The organism is Leclercia sp. CFBP8987 (genome assembly GCF_034044995.2).
Lineage (GTDB): Bacteria > Pseudomonadota > Gammaproteobacteria > Enterobacterales > Enterobacteriaceae > Enterobacter > Enterobacter tamurae.
In genome coordinates, this window is the sequence record NZ_CM188255.1 from 116,471 (window position 1) to 134,988 (window position 18,518).

Here is an 18,518-nt window from a genome sequence, read left to right on the forward strand (position 1 = left end):
GTAATGAAAGCATTATCCAAACTGAAAGCGGAAGAAGGCATCTGGATGACCGACGTTCCGGAGCCGGAAGTCGGTCATAACGATCTGCTGATCAAAATTCGTAAAACCGCCATTTGCGGCACGGACGTTCACATCTACAACTGGGACCAGTGGTCGCAGAAGACCATTCCGGTGCCGATGGTTGTCGGCCACGAATATGTCGGCGAAGTGGTTGGCATTGGTCAGGAAGTGAAAGGTTTTAAAATTGGCGATCGCGTCTCCGGCGAAGGCCATATCACCTGCGGTCACTGCCGTAACTGCCGCGGCGGACGCACTCACCTGTGCCGTAACACCGTCGGCGTGGGCGTTAACCGTCCGGGCAGCTTTGCAGAATATCTGGTGATCCCGGCATTTAACGCCTTCAAAATCCCGGATAATATCTCCGACGATCTGGCGTCGATCTTCGACCCGTTCGGCAACGCAGTGCACACAGCGCTGTCATTCGACCTGGTAGGCGAAGATGTGCTGGTCTCCGGCGCAGGCCCGATCGGCATCATGGCCGCTGCGGTGGCGAAGCACGTGGGTGCCCGCAACGTGGTGATCACCGACGTGAACGAATATCGTCTGTCACTGGCGCGCAAAATGGGCGTCACCCGTGCGGTGGATGTCTCGAAAGAGAACCTGGCTGACGTGATGGAAGAGCTGGGGATGACCGAAGGCTTTGACGTCGGTCTGGAGATGTCCGGCGCGCCGCCGGCATTCCGTACTATGCTCGACACCATGAACCACGGTGGCCGTATCGCGATGCTGGGTATTCCGCCGTCTGATATGTCCATCGACTGGAACAAAGTGATCTTCAAGGGCCTGTTCATCAAGGGCATTTATGGCCGTGAGATGTTCGAAACCTGGTACAAGATGGCAGCCCTGATCCAGTCTGGTCTGGATCTGTCGCCACTCATTACTCATCGCTTCTCCATCGATGAGTTCCAGCAAGGCTTTGACGCGATGCGTTCAGGCCAGTCCGGGAAAGTGATCCTGAGCTGGGATTAAAATGAAAAGCGCCTGCGGGCGCTTTTTTTTCGCAGGCCTCACGTTTTTCGGTCCACAACCGGATAGTTATCCGCTTTTCTTCGCTTTTTTCAGCCTTCGCTTATAGAGTCTGTTCAGGTTTACTCAACTTTACAGCGCCTATGTTCAAGCTCACCGTTTGTTTATTGACCTGTAACTCAGCACGACTGCTGCGTGAAGTCCTGCCTCCGTTGATCGTTGTTGCCGATGATATCATTGTCCTCGACTCGGGTAGTCACGACGCTACGTTAGCGATTTGCCAGGAATACGGCATCACCCCCCATCATCAGCCCTATACCATGCATGGCGTACAGATGAACCACGCCATCGAACTGGCGAGCAATGACTGGGTGCTCTGCATGGACAGCGATGAGATCCTCGATGCTGAAACCGTTGATTTTATCCTGCGCCTGAAAGCGGGTGACGAACCTCATCCGCAGCAGGCATGGCGCATTGCCCGCTACTGGCATGTGTTAGGGGAAGAGGTGCGGACGATCTATCCCGTCTCCTCGCCCGATTTTCCGGTACGGCTCTTTAACCGTACCCAGGCGCGGTTTAATCAGCGTCCGGTGGATGACAAAGTGGAAGGGGCGATCCAGTCGGTTAAAATTCCGGGCCGGGTGCGCCATGACACCTTCTATTCGCTGCATGAGGTCTTCAACAAGCTAAACAGTTACACCAGCCGTCTGGTGAAGTACCAGACCGTACGCCCTTCGATTGCACGCGGGGTGATTAGCGCCATCGGCGCGTTCTTCAAGTGGTATCTGTTCAGCGGCGCGTGGCGCCAGGGGAGAGTGGGGGTGGTGACCGGTCTCTACGCCACTTTTTACAGCTTCCTGAAATACTTCAAAGCCTGGTATCAGCGCCAGGAACAGAAGGAGTCTGCGGGCAAAAAGCGCGCAGACTCTCACGTCATTGAGTAAGGGCCGGTATCAGCTTTTTTTACCCCAGCCCTGCCACTGCAGCTGGACATACTTCACCAGCGAACTCTGGCTGATGCTCTCACCAATCACCGAGAAATAGCGGGTCACGTAGACCGGCTCTGGCGGCTGCTTCGGCGCACAAAGCGTTACGCCGCGGAACGGGTTACGCGGTTTAGTGCCAGGCGCGGTGCCAGTTGGTGGCGGGCTCACCGGGTGAGAGGTATCCACCTGTGGCTCGTTGAGCAGGCTGCTCGCTGGCACCAGGGTGATATCCCCAGGCAGTGTGGGCAGCATCTGCTGTAACACGCGAACGGTGGATGGATGAGGATGACCAATGGCGATCGCCGAGCCTGAGCGGCGGGCCACCTGCACGGCGCGGTTAAACTGGACGCGGATATCGGCCTCGTTTTGTGTGTCATCGAGGAACACTTTACGCTTAATCACCTTCACGCTGGTGCCTTGCGCGGCGCGCATCGCCTGGCTGTTGCCGATGGTCATGCTGTCGAGGAAGTAGAGGTTGTAGCGCGCCAGGGACTGCATCACCTTCTGCATGCCAAACAGGCTGGAGGTCATGGCGCTGCCCATATGGTTATTCAGCCCCACGGCGTAAGGCACTTTGCCATACGCCTCGCGGATGATGCGCTCGATCTCGTCACTGCTCATCTCCGGACGGAGGGTATCTTTTTCCAGCGGCTGTTTGCTGAGCGGGGCCATCGGCAGATGGATCAACACTTCATGCCCGCTGTTATGGGCTTTAGTGGCCATTTCGTGCGCGTGTGGCGCGTTCGGCAGCACGGCGACGGAGATGGCGGATGGCATCGCCAGGACCTGATTTTCTGTGTGTGGACGATAACCGAAGTCATCAATGACGATAGCGAGTTTACCTGCGTAAACCGGCATCGCCAGCGCCAGTGCGCTGACGAGGGGGAGAACCATACGACGAAATTGAAGCAAAACTTATCTTCCCAACCACGGCTGTGGATTGACCGCCTGACCCTGGCGACGAATTTCGAAATAGAGTGACGGGCGGCCCTGACCGCCACTGCTGCCCACGAGGGCGATAGCCTGACCGGCGCGTACCTGAGTGCCGACGCTGACGAGGGCGCTCTGGTTGTAGCCGTAAAGACTCATGTCGCCTTTACCGTGCTCAACCACCACCACCAGGCCGTAACCCTGCAGCCAGTCAGCAAGGATCACCCGGCCATCGGCAATAGCTTTGACTTCGCTACCTTCCGATGCACCGATAACAATCCCCTTCCAACGTAGCTCACCCTGCAGCTGTTCGCCATAGCGATGCAGAATTGAGCCCCGTACCGGCCAGTACGCCTGGCCGCGCGGCGAGCCCAGTCCGCCAGTGCGCGACATCAGCGAGCGTTCGTTTTCTGTTGGCTTGTAGGTGGTGCCTTTGCGGGAGGCTTCCTGCTGGCGATTGCGTACCGCCTGTGCTTCACGGGCTTCACGTTCGGCGCGGGCCTTCGCCGCTGCTTCTGCGCGGGCAAGGCTGTTACGTAAGCGGGATTCGTTGGCGCGCATTTCGCTCAGCTGGCTCTGGCCTTGCTGAATGGAGGATTCGAGGCCTGCAAGGGTTTTCTTACGCTCGTTGCGCGCCTGCTCCAGTTTGGCCTGCTGCGCCTGCTGATCGTAAAGCAGGGTTTGCTGTTGGCTCTGCTTCTCTTCCAGCTCCGCTTTTTGCGTGGTGACCTCTTCCCGCGTCTGCTTCAACTGGGCGATGGTCTCCTGGCGGGACTGGTTAAGGTAGCCAAAATAGGCCTGCAGACGCTGGCCGCGCTGGCTCTCTTCGCCGCTGAGGATCAGCTGGACGCCGGTGTGTTCACCCTGGCGGAAGGCAGCATCTAACTGTGCGGCAAGATTGCGCTCCTGAGCCGCACGCTGGCGCTCAAGTTTGGCGATAGACGCATTCATCTCGTCTATCTGCTTATTCAGCTGGGTGAGGGTGTTCTGGGTTTCGCGCAGCTGGCGTGCCGCCGCGGAGATCGCCTCTTCCTGCTTTTTGAGTTGCGCAAGCAGGGAAGAACGTTGCTGCTGTTGCTGGCGTACCGCCCGTTCTTTAGCGGCGATATCCGCCTGAATGGTTTTGAGCTGATCGCGCTCGTCCGCCTGGGCGGATGCCGCGCACAACAATACGCCAGCGCTGAGCACGCTGGCGTAAAGTAAAGGCCTGACTGATAACCGTAACGGCTTCACGACCCATGTGATTGAAACAATCGCCTTTCCCCTCATGGGGAAGGATTATTCCACGATGAACAGCGGCTTGCCAGTCATCTCTTTCGGGATTTCCATACCCATCAGGGTCAGCATGGTCGGGGCAACGTCTGAAAGCTTACCGCCATCCACTGCTTTAACTGATTTATCACCGACATAAATCATCGGGACCGGCAGGTTGGTGTGCGCGGTGTGCGCCTGACCGGTGGCCGGATCGCGCATCTGCTCGGCATTGCCGTGGTCAGCGGTGATCAGCATCTGGCCGCCAACGGCTTCCACTGCTTTGGTGACCTGCGCAATACATTCATCCAGCGCTTCAATGGCTTTGATCGCCGCTTCCATCACCCCGGTATGGCCAACCATGTCGCCGTTCGGGTAGTTACAGATGATGGTGTCGTATTTGTCGCTTTCGATGGCGGCGATCAGCTTTTCGGTCAGCTCGGCAGAGCTCATCTCTGGCTGCAGATCGTAGGTCGCCACTTTCGGGGAGTTGATCAGAATGCGGTCTTCGCCTTTAAACGACTCTTCCACACCGCCGTTAAAGAAGAAGGTGACGTGGGCGTATTTCTCGGTTTCGGAGATGCGCAGCTGGGTTTTGTCGTGCTTCGCCATCCACTCGCCGAAGGTATTGGCCAGCGATGACGGCGGATAGGCGCACGGCGCTTTAATGTCGGCGGCATATTCGGTCAGCATCACGAAATCGCCCAGCTTGACCTCTTTTTTACGTGCGAAGCCGTCGAAGTCAGCATTGACGAAGGCGCGGGTGATTTCGCGGGCGCGGTCAGCGCGGAAGTTCATGAAGATCAGCGCGTCGCCGTCTTCCATCGCGGCATCGGCCTGGCCTTCGGCACGGATCACGGTCGCTTTCACGAATTCGTCGTTTTCATCACGGGCGTAAGCGGCTTCCAGCGCAGCAACGGCGGTATTTGCCTGGAACTCGCCTTTGGCGTCAACCAGCAGATTGTAGGCCTGCTCGACGCGATCCCAGCGGTTGTCGCGGTCCATGGCGTAGTAGCGGCCAATGATGGACGCCACACGGCCTTTGCCGAGAGCGGCAAACTTGTCTTCAAAGGCTTTCAGGGAGGATTCAGCGCTGCGCGGTGGGGTATCGCGACCATCAAGGAAGGCGTGCAGATAGATTTTGTCTGCGCCCTTTTCTGCGGCCAGCTCGACCATCGCCATGATGTGATCTTCATGGCTGTGAACGCCACCGGCGGAGAGCAGACCCATAATGTGTACCGCTTTGCCTGCGGCGGCAGCTTTCTCAACCGCGCCGGTCAGCACCGGGTTTGCAAAGAAGGTGCGTTCTTTAATTTCAACATCCAGACGGGTCAGGTCCTGATAAACAATGCGCCCAGCGCCCAGGTTGACATGTCCAACTTCGGAGTTACCCATCTGGCGATCGGGCAGACCCACTTCCAGACCGGACGCATCAATCAGCGTGTGAGGACGTTGGGCCCACAGTGCATCCATGACCGGGGTTTTAGCATTGAAAATGGCGTTATCCTGCTGATCTTCGCGATAACCGTAGCCATCCAGAATCATCAGTACCATAGGTTTTTTAGAAACCGACATTGCGACAACCTCTTTGCTCAAAAGACAAAAAATTTGCGTAATTTTACTACAGCTGAATCGATCAAATAGCCGCAGAAGATCAAAGAAACCACGGAGGTAAGGGTAAGGATAGGGGAATTTCGGTCTTTTTTTTCGTGGCAGCACGCAGAAAATGGATTAGCTTATTGTCGCTGGCTGTATTTGCCACAACGCACAGGTATACTCCTGTCCTGGTTTTTTATTCACTCAGTCGGGAGTCGTTACCCCCCATGCAAGAAATTATGCAATTTGTCAGCCGCCACCCCATACTTTGTATCGCGTGGATTGGTCTACTGGCAGCAGTACTTTTCACCACGTTCAAAGGCCTCACCTCTAAAGTGAAGGTGATCACCCGCGGCGAAGCCACGCGTCTTATCAATAAAGAAGAGGCAGTGGTTGTCGATCTGCGTCAGCGTGACGATTTCCGCAAAGGCCACATTGCAGGCGCGATTAACCTGCTGCCAGCCGAAATCAAAGCCAATAACCTTGGCGAACTGGAAAAGCATAAAGACAAACCCATTATTGTCGTCGACGGCACCGGGATGCAGGCTCAGGAGCCGGCAAATACCCTCGTCAAAGCAGGCTTTGCAAACGTCACTGTCCTGAAAGACGGCATCTCTGGCTGGAGCGGTGAGAATCTGCCTCTGGTTCGCGGTAAGTAAACAGGAGACTGAACATGGCCAATATCGAAATCTATACCAAAGCGACCTGCCCGTTCTGCCATCGTGCGAAAGCGCTGCTGGACAGCAAAGGCGTAGCCTTCCAGGAACTGCCTATTGATGGCGATGCTGCGAAGCGCGAAGAGATGATTAAACGTAGTGGCCGTACGACGGTTCCGCAGATTTTTATCGATGCGCAGCACATTGGCGGCTGTGATGACTTGTATGCGCTTGACGCGCGCGGTGGACTCGATCCCCTGCTGCGCTAAGGCGTTTTAGGACAATTAAAAAGGGTATTTCCATGTCAGAACAAAACAACACCGAGATGACTTTCCAGATCCAGCGCATTTACACCAAAGACGTCTCCTACGAAGCACCAAATGCGCCGCATGTTTTCCAGAAAGACTGGCAGCCAGAGGTTAAACTTGATCTGGATACCGCATCCACCCAACTGGCGGATGATGTGTATGAAGTCGTGCTGCGTGTTACCGTAACCGCCTCTCTGGGCGAAGAGACTGCATTCCTGTGCGAAGTACAGCAGGGCGGCATCTTCTCCATTGGCGGCATCGAAGGTAATCAGATGGCGCATTGCCTGGGTGCATACTGCCCGAACATCCTGTTCCCGTATGCCCGCGAATGCATCACCAGTTTGGTTTCCCGTGGTACGTTCCCGCAACTGAACCTTGCGCCGGTGAACTTCGATGCGCTGTTCATGAACTATCTGCAGCAGCAAGCTGGCGAAGGTACTGAACAACATCAGGATGCCTGATGAGTACTGTCAATGCGTCAATGACTGTGATCGGTGCCGGCTCTTACGGCACCGCTCTTGCTATCACGCTGGCAAGAAATGGTCACGAAGTGGTTCTCTGGGGCCACAATCCTGAACATATCGCGACGTTAGAAGCCGATCGCTGCAACGTTGCGTTCCTCCCTGATGTGCCTTTTCCTGACTCACTGCATCTTGAAAGCGACCTGGCAACCGCGCTGGCCGCCAGCCGTAATATTCTGATCGTTGTGCCGAGCCACGTGTTTGGCCAGGTGCTGCGACAGATTAAACCGCTGATGCGTGACGATGCGCGCGTGGTCTGGGCCACCAAAGGGCTGGAAGCCGAGACCGGCCGCCTGCTGCAGGATGTCGCCCGCGAAGCGCTGGGTGATGCCATTCCGCTGGCGGTGATCTCCGGCCCGACCTTTGCGAAAGAGCTGGCGGCAGGGCTGCCGACGGCCATTTCACTGGCCTCGACCGACGAGACCTTTGCTGACGATCTGCAGCAGTTGCTGCACTGCGGTAAAAGCTTCCGTGTCTACAGCAACCCCGATTTTATCGGCGTTCAGCTGGGCGGTGCGGTGAAGAACGTTATCGCGATCGGTGCGGGGATGTCTGACGGTATCGGCTTTGGCGCGAACGCGCGTACGGCTTTAATTACCCGTGGGCTGACCGAAATGTCCCGTCTGGGCGCGGCGCTGGGTGCCGATCCGTCCACCTTTATGGGGATGGCAGGGTTAGGCGATCTGGTGCTGACCTGTACCGACAACCAGTCGCGTAACCGTCGTTTTGGCATGATGCTCGGACAGGGCATGGATGTTATCGGCGCGCAGGAGAAGATCGGCCAGGTGGTGGAAGGCTACCGCAATACCAAGGAAGTCCGCGAGTTGGCACACCGCTTTGGTGTCGAAATGCCAATAACCGAGGAAATTTATCAGGTATTGTATTGCGGAAAAAATGCGCGCGAGGCAGCATTGACCTTATTAGGTCGTGCACGCAAGGACGAGCGTAGCAGCAATTAACTGCAGGAAAGCGTTATCACCTGAATGACCCGGCCGGCAAAGAACTGGCCGGTCATTATCATTACGTCTGGAGTAAGCAATGCCGTGTGAAGAACTGGATATCGTCTGGAACAATATTAAAGCCGAAGCCCGGGCTCTGGCCGACTGTGAGCCGATGCTCGCCAGTTTCTACCACGCGACGCTACTCAAGCACGAAAACCTCGGCAGCGCCCTGAGCTATATGCTCGCCAACAAACTGGCTTCCCCGATCATGCCAGCCATCGCCATTCGTGAAGTGGTGGAAGAGGCCTATGCGGCCGACCCGGAGATGATCGCCTCCGCCGCGTATGATATCCAGGCGGTACGCAATCGTGACCCGGCGGTGGACAAATATTCCACGCCGCTGCTCTATCTGAAAGGTTTCCACGCTTTGCAGTCCTACCGTATCGGCCACTGGCTGTGGAACGAAGGCCGCCGCGCGCTGGCGATCTTCCTGCAAAATCAGGTCTCGGTGAGCTTCCAGGTGGATATCCACCCGGCGGCGAAGATTGGTCGCGGGATCATGCTCGACCACGCCACCGGGATTGTGGTGGGTGAAACGGCGGTGATTGAAAACGACGTCTCGATCCTGCAGTCGGTGACCCTGGGCGGGACCGGCAAAACCAGCGGCGATCGCCACCCGAAAATCCGTGAAGGGGTGATGATTGGCGCGGGCGCGAAGATTCTGGGCAATATCGAAGTCGGGCGCGGGGCGAAAATTGGCGCCGGTTCAGTGGTGTTGCAGCCTGTACCGCCGCATACCACCGCCGCAGGCGTTCCGGCGCGTATTGTCGGCAGGCCGGACAGCGATAAACCGGCGATGGATATGGATCAGTTCTTCAACGGCCACCATACCTTTGAGTATGGCGACGGCATTTAAGTAAACGCCCGGTGGCGCTACGCTTACCGGGCCTGGCTCTACCGTAATATCGCGCCGGCATACCCCAGCTGGCGCCAGGCTTCATACACCACCACCGACACCGCATTTGACAGGTTCATGCTGCGGCTGTCCGGCATCATCGGAATACGGATTTTTTGTTCAGCAGGCAGGGCATCGAGAATGGTGGCTGGCAGGCCGCGCGTTTCCGGGCCAAACAGCAGATAGTCGCCTTCCTGATAGCTCACCGCGCTGTGCGCAGGCGTACCTTTAGTCGTCAGGGCAAAAATCCGCTCCGGCTTTTCCGTGTCCATAAATGCGCCCAGGTCCTGATGGCGGACCACGGCGGTAAATTCATGATAATCCAGCCCGGCGCGGCGCAGGCGCTTGTCATCCCAGGTAAAGCCCATCGGCTCAATAATATGCAGACGGAACCCGGTATTGGCGCACAGGCGGATGATATTGCCGGTATTGGGTGGAATTTCTGGTTCGAATAAGACGATGTTAAGCATGCTGCCCCCTTAATTTGCGGGGGCAGAATAGCATTTTCACTACGCCGCGTCCCCCTGTGCCAGCGGTGCCAGCCCGGCAGGGATCTTGCTCAGCTCCTGCACCAGCATCTCCTTGCTGATCTCAGGGATGGATTTCGCCCCGGTAAGCGTCATCGCCACCTTCATCTCTTTCTCGATCAGATTAAGCAGATTCGCCACACCCGCCTGACCATGGGTCGCCAGCGCATAGAGATAAGCCCGGCCCAGCAGGACGGTATCGGCGCCGAGGGCAATCATGCGCACCACGTCCAGACCGTTGCGGATCCCGGAGTCCGCCAGAATCGCGATATCGCCCTTAACCGCATCGGCAATGGCGGGCAGGGCGCGGGCTGAGGAGAGCACTCCGTCCAGCTGGCGGCCGCCGTGGTTTGACACCACGATGCCGTCGGCACCAAAGCGCACCGCGTCGCGAGCATCTTCCGGATCGAGGATCCCCTTGATCACCATCGGGCCATCCCAGAACTCACGGATCCACTCCAGGTCTTTCCACGAGATTGACGGATCGAAGTTATTCGCCAGCCAGCCAATGTAATCTTCCAGCCCGGTAGGTTTACCCAGATAGGCAGAGATATTCCCCAGATCGTGCGGGCGGCCGTTGAGCCCGACATCCCACGCCCACTGTGGATGGGTCACTGCCTGCCAGTAACGGCGCATCGCCGCGTTCGCGCCGCTCATCCCGGAATGGGCATCGCGATAGCGTGCGCCGGGGGTCGGCATATCGACGGTAAACACCAGCGTGGAGCATCCCGCTGCTTTGGCGCGCTCCAGGGCATTACGCATAAAGCCGCGATCGCGCAGGACGTACAGCTGGAACCACATCGGACGCTTGATGGTCGGGGCGACCTCTTCAATCGGGCAGACCGAGACGGTGGAGAGGGTAAAGGGGATGCCTTTGGCATCGGCGGCCGCGGCGGCCTGCACTTCACCGCGACGGGCGTACATGCCGCACAGTCCGACGGGGGCGAGGGCTACCGGCATGGAGAGCGTTTCGTTGAACAGCTTCGTCTCAAGGCTCAGGTCGGACATATTTTTCAGGACGCGCTGGCGCAGGGCCACCTGGGACAGATCTTCCACATTGCGGCGCAGGGTGTATTCCGAGTAAGCCCCGCCGTCAATGTAGTGAAACAGGAACGGGGGCAGGATGCGCTGCGCGGCGGCGCGATAGTCACTGGCTGCGGAAATGATCATGCTTTGTTCTCCCTGGAAATAGCGTTGTCGCCAGGCAGACGGGTAATACGCGCCTGTCGGGCCTGATCTTCATCGAATTGTTTGATGGTGGTATGCACGAAGCCCAGATGCGCCATCATCGCCTGACGGGCCGCTTCGGCATCCCCGGTAAGAATGGCGTTCAGCACCGCCTCGTGCTGCTCGGTTAGCTGCGCAAAGACCGGCGGCACCAGATACATACGCTGGCGGCTCTGCTTGACGGAGGATTGCAGCAGATCGAAGAAGCCGCGCATGGTCTGGAGCAGAACAACGTTGTGCGAGGCTTCGGCAATCGCCAGATGAAAGCGCACATCCGCCTGCGAGGCGATATCCGGATCGCTGCTTTGTGTTGCCTCGAAGCAGGCTTTGAGCTTCTCTTTGTCGGCTTCTGTCGCCCGCATGGCCGCATGCCAGGCGGTGCTGGCTTCGATGGCGTGGCGGGCTTCGAGAATATCGAAGCTGTAGTCCGGGTCGTTGGCCATTAAGGTTTTCAGCGGCTGGACGATCGCCTGTTCTGACCACGCCTCCTGCTGCCAGCGCACAAAGGTCCCGCCGCCGCGACGGCTCAGCAAAACCCCGTCGCTGACCAGGGTCGCTAAGGCTTCGCGCAGCGAGTTGCGCGACACGCCAAGCTGGGCGGCAAGCTGGCGCTCGGCGGGCAACTTCATGCCCGCCTCCAGCTGCTGTTCTTCAATCAGCGCCCGCACGCGAGAGGCGATCTCGTCGGACAGGCGTCTGGGCATCACTATCATGGGATCATCCAGGTTAAGACGTAAGCCTGCAGAGTGGTGATCACCCCCACCATGCAGGTGAATATCAGGCTGTGCTTCACGGTAAAGCGGAACAGATCCGACTCTTTGCCTACCAGGCCAACCGCCGCACAGGCAATGGCGATGGACTGCGGGGAGATCATCTTCCCGGTCACGCCACCGGTGGTGTTAGCGGCGACCAGCAGCACGTCCGAGACGCCAATCTGCTGGGCGGCGGTCGCCTGCAGGGCGGCGAACAGGGCGTTCGATGAGGTATCCGACCCGGTCAGGAATACCCCCAGCCAGCCAAGGAACGGCGAGAAGAAGGTAAACGCGGAGCCGGTATGCGCCAGCGCCAGGGCCAGCGTCGATGACAGCCCGGAGTAGTTAGAGATAAAGGCGAAGGCCAGCACCATCCCGATGGAGTAAATCGGCAGCGCCAGCTCTTTCAGCGTACTGGCAAAGGTCTGTACCGCCGCCGCGGGTTTCATCCGCAGCCACACAATAGAAAGGATAGCGGCAAACAGGATGGCCGTGCCGGTGGCAGAGAACCAGTCGAATTTGTACACCGCAGCATACGGCGTGGCGTCGTGGACCACAGGCGGCATGCGGGCAACCATTTTATCGAGGAACGGCACGGAGATATTCACCACCATGTCGTACAGCGCGCCGTTCGGGGCAAACAGAGCTTTAAACGGCGGGATACTCCACAGAGTGACCGTGGCGGTCAGGAACAGGAACGGCGACCAGGCACGGATAATTTGTCCCGGCGTGTAGCGGGTGCGGGCCAGGGTCATATCGACCTGTGACGCGCCCATATCGCCAAAGCGGAAGGTACGCACCGGCTGCCAGCGTTTCAGGAACAGAGTCAGACAGACCAGCGAGACCAGGGAGGAGATAATGTCCGGCAGTTCCGGGCCGAGGAAGTTGGAGCTCAGGTACTGGGCGATAGCAAAAGAGCCACCCGCCACCACTACCGCAGGCCAGGTCTCCTTCACGCCGCGCCAGCCGTCCATAATCGCCATGATCCAGAACAGCACGATAATGGTCAGGAACGGCAGCTGGCGGCCCACCATCTGGCCGATCTCGAAGCTGTCCAGCCCGGTCACCTGCCCGGCCACCAGAATCGGAATGCCCATCGCGCCAAAGGCCACCGGCGCGGTGTTGACGATCAGACACAGGCCAGCGGCATACAGCGGGTTAAAGCCCAGCCCCACCAGCAGCGCGGCGGTGATCGCCACCGGCGCACCGAATCCGGCCGCCCCTTCCAGGAAGGCACCAAAACAGAAGCCAACGATCAGCATCTGCAGACGCTGGTCCGGCGTAATCGAAAGAATCGACGAGCGGATAATGTCGAATTGCCCGGTCTTTACCGAGATTTTATAGACAAAGACCGCGGCGATGATGATCCACGCAATCGGCCACAGGCCATAGAAGAAGCCATACACCACCGAGGCCAGGGCGCGATCCACCGGCATTTTATAGAAGAACAGGGCCACCAGCAGGGCGATGGCGACGGTGTACGTCGCGGCGAGATAGCCCTTCAGCTTGAGTTTAATCAGCGCGAAGAAGAAGAACAGGATAGGAAGCGAGGCGATCAGACTCGACAGCCAGATATTTCCCGCCGGATCGTAATTTTGTTGCCAGAGGCTCATTGCAGGTCTCCCGAGGACCACACTGCTGCAACGCGGTGAGTCTGTGCTCATCTCGGCGTCACATTGCGTGTAAAAGTGGTCCTGCCAATAGTGTGATGTAGGGTTAATGACAACAAATGGTTAACCAAATGTTATTGGTCGGCAATGTGTTTGTGAGTAAAGATTATGGAATTGTGAACCAGGGAAGGGTTGGTTGCATAATTGGTTGGACCAGTTTTGCGGGGCTTGCAAAGAGTAGGCTCACCCCGCAATTATCAAACAAAGCGAAAAACCGTCAAATGAGTCCCTTTTGGGCGAACGTGATCAGAGTGGCCTCGTTGAGATCCATATCTTTAAGCTTTTCAGGGGCCACCCAGATAATTTCCTGAAATTCTTCATTGAAAGTGATATTCCGGTTTGCACTCACACAATCAAAGATAAGATAGATCATGTAAATTTCTTCGGTAGTACCATCCTGATAGGTTTTAATACGGGTATCATCACGAAATGCCCACGGCTGTATATCAGCGATAACAAGTTCTTCACCTAACTCTTCCTTGATTTCTCGCCTTAGCGCGGTTTCCATCGTCTCACCCGGTTCCATACCGCCGCCAGGCAGAGCCCACTGCCCCGGAAAAACGCCACGGTCCGATGCCATTTTACAAAGCAGATACTCGCCGTTATTTTGGATAACAGGGCACACGATCATTCTCTGGCGCATTTTTTCTCCTTAAAAACATAGCGTTCTGAAGTATCAGATCAGAAAACATTCCAATATTATCAGCATGATGACAAACCCCCACCCGCTGGCGAAAATGCTCATGGAAGGGTTTTAATATTGTACGTCGAGGTTAAGTGGGGAAAAAAGGGAATACAGGGGTTATAAAAAACCCAATGCATTCTCAATATGAATGCATTGGGTTACTAAAACAGAACGTGAACTTATCAGAACTCAGTCTTACTAAAACCCGTCATCTCTTTCAGGCCCATCTCACGGCCCAGCTCGGTCATCGGGTGAACAACCACCAGGCCGCGCACGCTTTTTTTCAGCTTGCCCATATCGGCCTGCTCTTTTTTAGTGATCGCACGGCGGAACGGCAGGTTTGACAGCTTCTGCGCTTCTTTGCTCAGCTTCTGCTCTTTCACGCCACGCAGACGCTCGATTTCGGTTTCCAGCGTCGCTTTCTCTTTTTCCAGCTCGGCGTATTTCTCGGCGGCCTCAACCAGCGAGAGGCTGGCCTGCTGGTGACGGATCAGATCCAGGCGGTCACTCAGGCGTTTAATTTCGTTCTTTTCGACTTCTTTCATCACAAATAGCTCTAAAAACAGGGGAGATTATAGGGAAGGATACACCAATGTGCGCAGGCTTACTTCTGAAACGCTTTTTTTAAGCTGATTCGGGAAATCAGCTCAGTCAGGGAAAGGACCATGGTGGAGCGGACAATCTGCTGGTAACGCTGCTTCTGCATCGTGTACAGCTCCGGGTCGCTGATATCAAAATGCGGCGACGGGGGCAGGGCGGTCACGCAGTGCAGCTCTCCAAGCGGGCCGAGGATCTCGTCGTCGGTGAACCCATACTCGTTGCCGTCGTGATTCAACTCTTCGCGCAGCGCCATCAGCAGCTCAGCATCTTCATACTCATGACGGCTGATAACGCCAAGGCCATAGATCAGTTTCAGACGCACGGATAAATCGCCCAAGGGGCCGTCGCCGTCGAGTAACGGTTCAACTGCGTATTTCACCGCGTAGTCGTCTTTGCGAAACACCTGAAGCACCAGGATATTCACCGCCTCGGTTAACAACTCGACGGCGGATATCAGGAAACTTCGAACGGTTTTGCCAGCATTCAGACGCTCCAGCACACGGTTTTCAAAGGCCTGGGTTTGTTCCATTATTGCCTGCATATCTGACAATCTATATTCCGGGCGCAGGATGACCTGCGCCAGTTCCTGCATCATTTGGTTGCGTTGTAGTTTTTTACCGCCTCCACCACCACGTCGCTGTTGGCATCCAGACCGGATACCTGCGCCAGTGCGGCCTGTGGACCTTGCTCGTCAATCAGCTGTGCCAGCTCCTGCGCCTGCGGATCTTCTTCGCTGCGGTAGTGCATCGCGGCGGCAATGCCTTTGACCAGGCTGGTGTGCGGCAGACCATATTCCAGCGTACCGAGCAGCGGCTTGATCAGACGATCGCCCGCACTCAGTTTACGCAGCGGCTGGCGACCCACGCGCTCAACGTCATCTTTCAGATACGGGTTTTCAAAACGACCGAGGATTTTCTGAATATATGCCGCATGCTTATCGGCATCAAAACCGTAGCGTTGAATCAGTACCGCGCCGCTCTCGTCCATTGCACCTTTTACCACGGCGCGAACGTTCTCATCGAGAATGGCGTCACGAATGGTCTGATGACCGGCTAATTTACCGAGGTAGGCGGTTATAGCATGCCCGGTGTTCAGCGTGAAGAGTTTACGTTCGACAAATGCCATCAGGTTATCAGTTAATTCCATCCCGGCGATCTCAGGCAGCGTGCCTTTGAACTGGGTTTTGTCGACGATCCATTCGCTGAAGGTCTCTACGGTCACTTCCAGCGGATCGTGGGTCGCGGAGGCTGACGGCGGAACGATGCGGTCCACGGCGGAATCGACAAAGCCCACGTGCTCTTCAACCCAAGCTTTATCTTCGTCAGCCACCGCGGCCATGACATGACCTTTCAGCTGGGTGGTGCCGCGCACCATATTCTCACAGGCGATAATGTTCAGCGGGGTGTCGTTACCCTGGGCCTTACGTTTTGCCAGCCCTTTGGCGACGGCCGGGGCGATACGCTCCAGCACGACCGGGCCGACCGCGGTGGTGACCAGGTCAACGCTGGCGATCAGGTCAATAACCTCGTCGCCAATGCTGCTGACCGCGTTCACGCCGGTTACGGTTTCGACCTGCTCGTTTTCACCCACCACATGAACCTGATAGCTATGACGGGCATTCAGGGCATCCAGTACCGTCTGATTAACATCCGCGAATGTCAGCGTAATGCCCGCGTCTGCCAGCAGTTTGCCGATAAAACCACGACCGATATTACCTGCGCCGAAATGTAATGCTTTCATCGTATTAACCTTCATCAATGTTGTTACCCGAGAGGGCTGGGGTGAGGAACCACGCGAATTTCCCCTCACCCTAGCCCTCTCCCCGTCGGGGAGAGGGAAGGGAAAGACTTACTTGTTCAACAGCGCCAGGACTTCTTCGACGCTGGTGGTATTTGCCAGACGTTCGATAACGGTCTCATCGTCCAGAGCGTTAGTCAGGCTGGTAATCACCTGGATGTGCTCGTTGTTGCGAGCGGCGATACCAATCACCAGACGGGCGATGTCATCTTCTTCTTCACCGAAGCGCACGCCTGCCGGGTACTGACAGAACACCACGCCGGTTTTCAGAACGCGATCTTTCGCTTCTACCGTACCGTGCGGCACCGCAATGGATTCGCCCAGGTAGGTCGGGGTCAGTTTTTCACGTTCCAGCATTGCTTCAACATATTCCGGCTGCACGTAGCCGCCTTTCACCAGCTGCTCACCGGCAAAGCGAATCGCTTCTTCTTTATGGCTCGCGGTACGGCCAAGGAAGATGTTCTCCGCACCCAGACGGAACAGGTGGCTGTTGCTCTCGTCGAAGCTGTCCTGCAGGCTGGTACGTACTTTCACTTCGTTATCTTCGTGACGCTGTGCGGCTACCAGACGTTCGGTCAGGCTGGTGTACAGACCGCTGTCGAGGAAGTTGGTCAGCGAAATGTGCTGCGCCTGCGGAACCTGGCGCATCGCACGCTCGGTCAGGTCGCGGTGGGTGATGACCAGGTCAACATCCGGCGGCAGGCTGTTAATGGCGCTGTTGGTAACGGAGATCTGAGACAGACCGGCATCCGCTACTTTCTTACGCAGTACACCGGCACCCATGGCGCTGGAACCCATACCGGCGTCGCAGGCAACGATGATTTTACGCACGTGGCTCAGGTCGTTAGAGACATCACCTGCGGTCAGTGGCGTTGCAGCAACACCTTTAGACTGAGATTTCATGTCCTGCATACGACGGGTTGCCGCTTCGATATCGTCTTCTTCTTTCACTTTGCTGGTTTTCAGCAGGATAGCTGAGACCACGAAGGAGACCGCCATGGCCGCACAGATAGCCGCGATGTTAGCGAAGTAGGCACCTTTCGGGGTCATTGCCAGTACCGCCAGGATAGAACCTGGAGAAGCAGGGGACACCAGACCGCCGCCCAGCACGCTCAGCGTGAACACGCCAGTCATACCGCCGAGGATAACGGCGAGGATCAGACGTGGGTTCATCAGCACGTACGGGAAGTAAATTTCGTGGATACCACCGAGGAAGTGGATGATAGCCGCACCGCCAGCAGACTGCTTAGCGCTACCGCGACCAAAGAACATATATGCCAGCAGCACGCCCATACCCGGACCCGGGTTCGCTTCAATCAGGAAGAAGATGGATTTGCCGAGGTCATGGGACTGCTGAATACCCAGCGGGGAGAAGATCCCGTGGTTGATGGCGTTGTTGAGGAACAGGATTTTTGCCGGTTCAACAAAGATGGACGCCAGCGGCAGCATGTCGTGGGCAACCATGAAGTTAACGCCCGCCGCCAGCAGTTTGGAGAGCACTTCAACTGCCGGGCCAATGCCGAGGAACGCCAGAATCGCCAGGATCATGCCGATGATGCCGGCAGAGAAGTTGTTCACCAGCATTTCGAAGCCGGATTTGATTTTACCATCAACCCAGACGTCGAACTTCTTAATCGCCCAACCGCCCAGAGGACCGGCAATCATGGCGCCGAGGAACATTGGCATATCGGCACCGACGATCACGCCCATAGTGGTGATCGCACCGACCACGCCACCGCGGTCTCCGCCCACCAGACGACCACCGGTATAACCGATGAGCAGCGGCAGCAGATAGGTGATCATTGGGCCAACAAGTTTCGCCAGCGTTTCGTTAGGCAACCACCCTGTCGGAATAAATAACGCAGTGATGATACCCCACGCGATAAACGCGCCGATATTTGGCATCACCATGTTGCTGAGGAATCGACCAAAGCTTTGAACTTTGATCTTGAAATCGGATGACATAAAACACCCCTTCTTTTTGTTAACGCAGGCTTAGAGCCCGAGGTTTGTTGTTAATGCGGTGGCAGAGGTTGCCCAGCCCTGTTCTGATGAGGTGAAATTTGGCACTTAATAGTTTACCTGTCCAG

At 56.7% G+C, this 18,518-nt stretch carries 19 protein-coding genes; 7 read left to right on the forward strand and 12 right to left on the reverse strand.

Features of this window, described 5'->3' with window-relative positions; genetic code table 11:
- Positions 1-3: 3 nt before the first annotated feature.
- Both tdh and SOM40_RS00590 read left to right on the forward strand, forming a co-directional pair.
- Positions 4-1,029: an L-threonine 3-dehydrogenase gene (gene tdh / locus SOM40_RS00585; RefSeq protein WP_106995454.1), complete on the forward strand. Its 1,026-nt coding sequence runs from the start codon at positions 4-6 to the stop codon at positions 1,027-1,029.
- 140 nt (positions 1,030-1,169) lie between these two features.
- Complete coding sequence (locus SOM40_RS00590; RefSeq protein ID WP_320530849.1) at positions 1,170-1,970, forward strand: glycosyltransferase family 2 protein; 801 nt, start codon at positions 1,170-1,172, stop codon at positions 1,968-1,970.
- Positions 1,971-1,979: 9 nt separating this feature from the next.
- Here the strand turns inward: SOM40_RS00590 and SOM40_RS00595 are convergent, their stop codons facing one another.
- Genes SOM40_RS00595 through gpmM form a run of 3 tightly spaced genes read right to left on the reverse strand, consistent with a single transcriptional unit; the run spans position 1,980 to position 5,768 of the window.
- Positions 1,980-2,924: a divergent polysaccharide deacetylase family protein gene (locus SOM40_RS00595; RefSeq protein ID WP_106995456.1), complete on the reverse strand. Its 945-nt coding sequence runs from the start codon at positions 2,922-2,924 to the stop codon at positions 1,980-1,982.
- Between the two features lie 3 nt (positions 2,925-2,927).
- On the reverse strand, positions 2,928-4,187 hold the full coding sequence (gene envC / locus SOM40_RS00600; protein WP_255639587.1) for a murein hydrolase activator EnvC: 1,260 nt from the start codon (positions 4,185-4,187) through the stop codon (positions 2,928-2,930).
- A gap of 33 nt (positions 4,188-4,220) precedes the next feature.
- Positions 4,221-5,768, reverse strand: coding sequence for a 2,3-bisphosphoglycerate-independent phosphoglycerate mutase (gene gpmM / locus SOM40_RS00605; RefSeq protein WP_320530850.1), 1,548 nt, complete (start codon positions 5,766-5,768; stop codon positions 4,221-4,223).
- Positions 5,769-6,016: 248 nt separating this feature from the next.
- Here gpmM and SOM40_RS00610 point away from each other — a divergent pair, with 248 nt between their 5' ends.
- From SOM40_RS00610 to cysE, 5 genes are all read left to right on the forward strand, one after another.
- Positions 6,017-6,448 carry a rhodanese-like domain-containing protein gene (locus SOM40_RS00610; RefSeq protein ID WP_106995459.1) on the forward strand — a complete coding sequence of 144 codons (432 nt, stop codon included), beginning with the start codon at positions 6,017-6,019 and terminating at the stop codon, positions 6,446-6,448.
- A gap of 14 nt (positions 6,449-6,462) precedes the next feature.
- Entirely contained in the window at positions 6,463-6,714 is a 252-nt protein-coding gene (grxC, locus tag SOM40_RS00615) for a glutaredoxin 3 (RefSeq protein ID WP_032615744.1), read from the forward strand.
- Positions 6,715-6,746: 32 nt separating this feature from the next.
- The gene (gene secB / locus SOM40_RS00620; RefSeq protein WP_106995460.1) at positions 6,747-7,214 is read left to right on the forward strand and encodes a protein-export chaperone SecB; all 468 of its coding nucleotides are present in this window, start codon (positions 6,747-6,749) and stop codon (positions 7,212-7,214) included.
- Positions 7,214-8,233 carry an NAD(P)H-dependent glycerol-3-phosphate dehydrogenase gene (gpsA, locus tag SOM40_RS00625; RefSeq protein ID WP_320530851.1) on the forward strand — a complete coding sequence of 340 codons (1,020 nt, stop codon included), beginning with the start codon at positions 7,214-7,216 and terminating at the stop codon, positions 8,231-8,233. Before secB ends, gpsA begins: the two co-directional genes overlap by 1 nt.
- A 79-nt stretch (positions 8,234-8,312) precedes the next feature.
- The gene (cysE, locus tag SOM40_RS00630; RefSeq protein ID WP_106995462.1) at positions 8,313-9,131 is read left to right on the forward strand and encodes a serine O-acetyltransferase; all 819 of its coding nucleotides are present in this window, start codon (positions 8,313-8,315) and stop codon (positions 9,129-9,131) included.
- A gap of 38 nt (positions 9,132-9,169) precedes the next feature.
- Here the strand turns inward: cysE and trmL are convergent, their stop codons facing one another.
- From trmL to SOM40_RS00675, 9 genes are all read right to left on the reverse strand, one after another.
- Positions 9,170-9,640 (reverse strand): tRNA (uridine(34)/cytosine(34)/5-carboxymethylaminomethyluridine(34)-2'-O)-methyltransferase TrmL, encoded by a 471-nt coding sequence (gene trmL / locus SOM40_RS00635; protein ID WP_106995463.1) that lies wholly within the window; start codon positions 9,638-9,640, stop codon positions 9,170-9,172.
- Between the two features lie 39 nt (positions 9,641-9,679).
- The gene (gene lldD / locus SOM40_RS00640; protein WP_166181162.1) at positions 9,680-10,867 is read right to left on the reverse strand and encodes an FMN-dependent L-lactate dehydrogenase LldD; all 1,188 of its coding nucleotides are present in this window, start codon (positions 10,865-10,867) and stop codon (positions 9,680-9,682) included.
- Positions 10,864-11,637, reverse strand: coding sequence for a transcriptional regulator LldR (gene lldR, locus SOM40_RS00645; RefSeq protein WP_106995465.1), 774 nt, complete (start codon positions 11,635-11,637; stop codon positions 10,864-10,866). The genes lldD and lldR overlap by 4 nt, the downstream gene beginning before the upstream one ends.
- A complete protein-coding gene (lldP, locus tag SOM40_RS00650) occupies positions 11,634-13,289 on the reverse strand; it encodes an L-lactate permease (protein WP_166181166.1) in 1,656 nt (551 codons plus the stop codon). The genes lldR and lldP overlap by 4 nt, the downstream gene beginning before the upstream one ends.
- A 274-nt stretch (positions 13,290-13,563) precedes the next feature.
- The gene (nudI, locus tag SOM40_RS00655; RefSeq protein WP_225759851.1) at positions 13,564-13,989 is read right to left on the reverse strand and encodes a nucleoside triphosphatase NudI; all 426 of its coding nucleotides are present in this window, start codon (positions 13,987-13,989) and stop codon (positions 13,564-13,566) included.
- Between the two features lie 224 nt (positions 13,990-14,213).
- Positions 14,214-14,576 (reverse strand): YibL family ribosome-associated protein, encoded by a 363-nt coding sequence (locus tag SOM40_RS00660; RefSeq protein ID WP_106995468.1) that lies wholly within the window; start codon positions 14,574-14,576, stop codon positions 14,214-14,216.
- 59 nt (positions 14,577-14,635) lie between these two features.
- Entirely contained in the window at positions 14,636-15,226 is a 591-nt protein-coding gene (gene mtlR / locus SOM40_RS00665; protein WP_320530852.1) for a mannitol operon repressor MtlR, read from the reverse strand.
- Positions 15,223-16,371: a mannitol-1-phosphate 5-dehydrogenase gene (gene mtlD / locus SOM40_RS00670; RefSeq protein ID WP_320530853.1), complete on the reverse strand. Its 1,149-nt coding sequence runs from the start codon at positions 16,369-16,371 to the stop codon at positions 15,223-15,225. The genes mtlR and mtlD overlap by 4 nt, the downstream gene beginning before the upstream one ends.
- 108 nt (positions 16,372-16,479) lie before the next feature.
- Positions 16,480-18,393 carry a PTS mannitol transporter subunit IICBA gene (locus SOM40_RS00675; protein WP_106995471.1) on the reverse strand — a complete coding sequence of 638 codons (1,914 nt, stop codon included), beginning with the start codon at positions 18,391-18,393 and terminating at the stop codon, positions 16,480-16,482.
- Between the last annotated feature and the right edge of the window lie 125 nt (positions 18,394-18,518).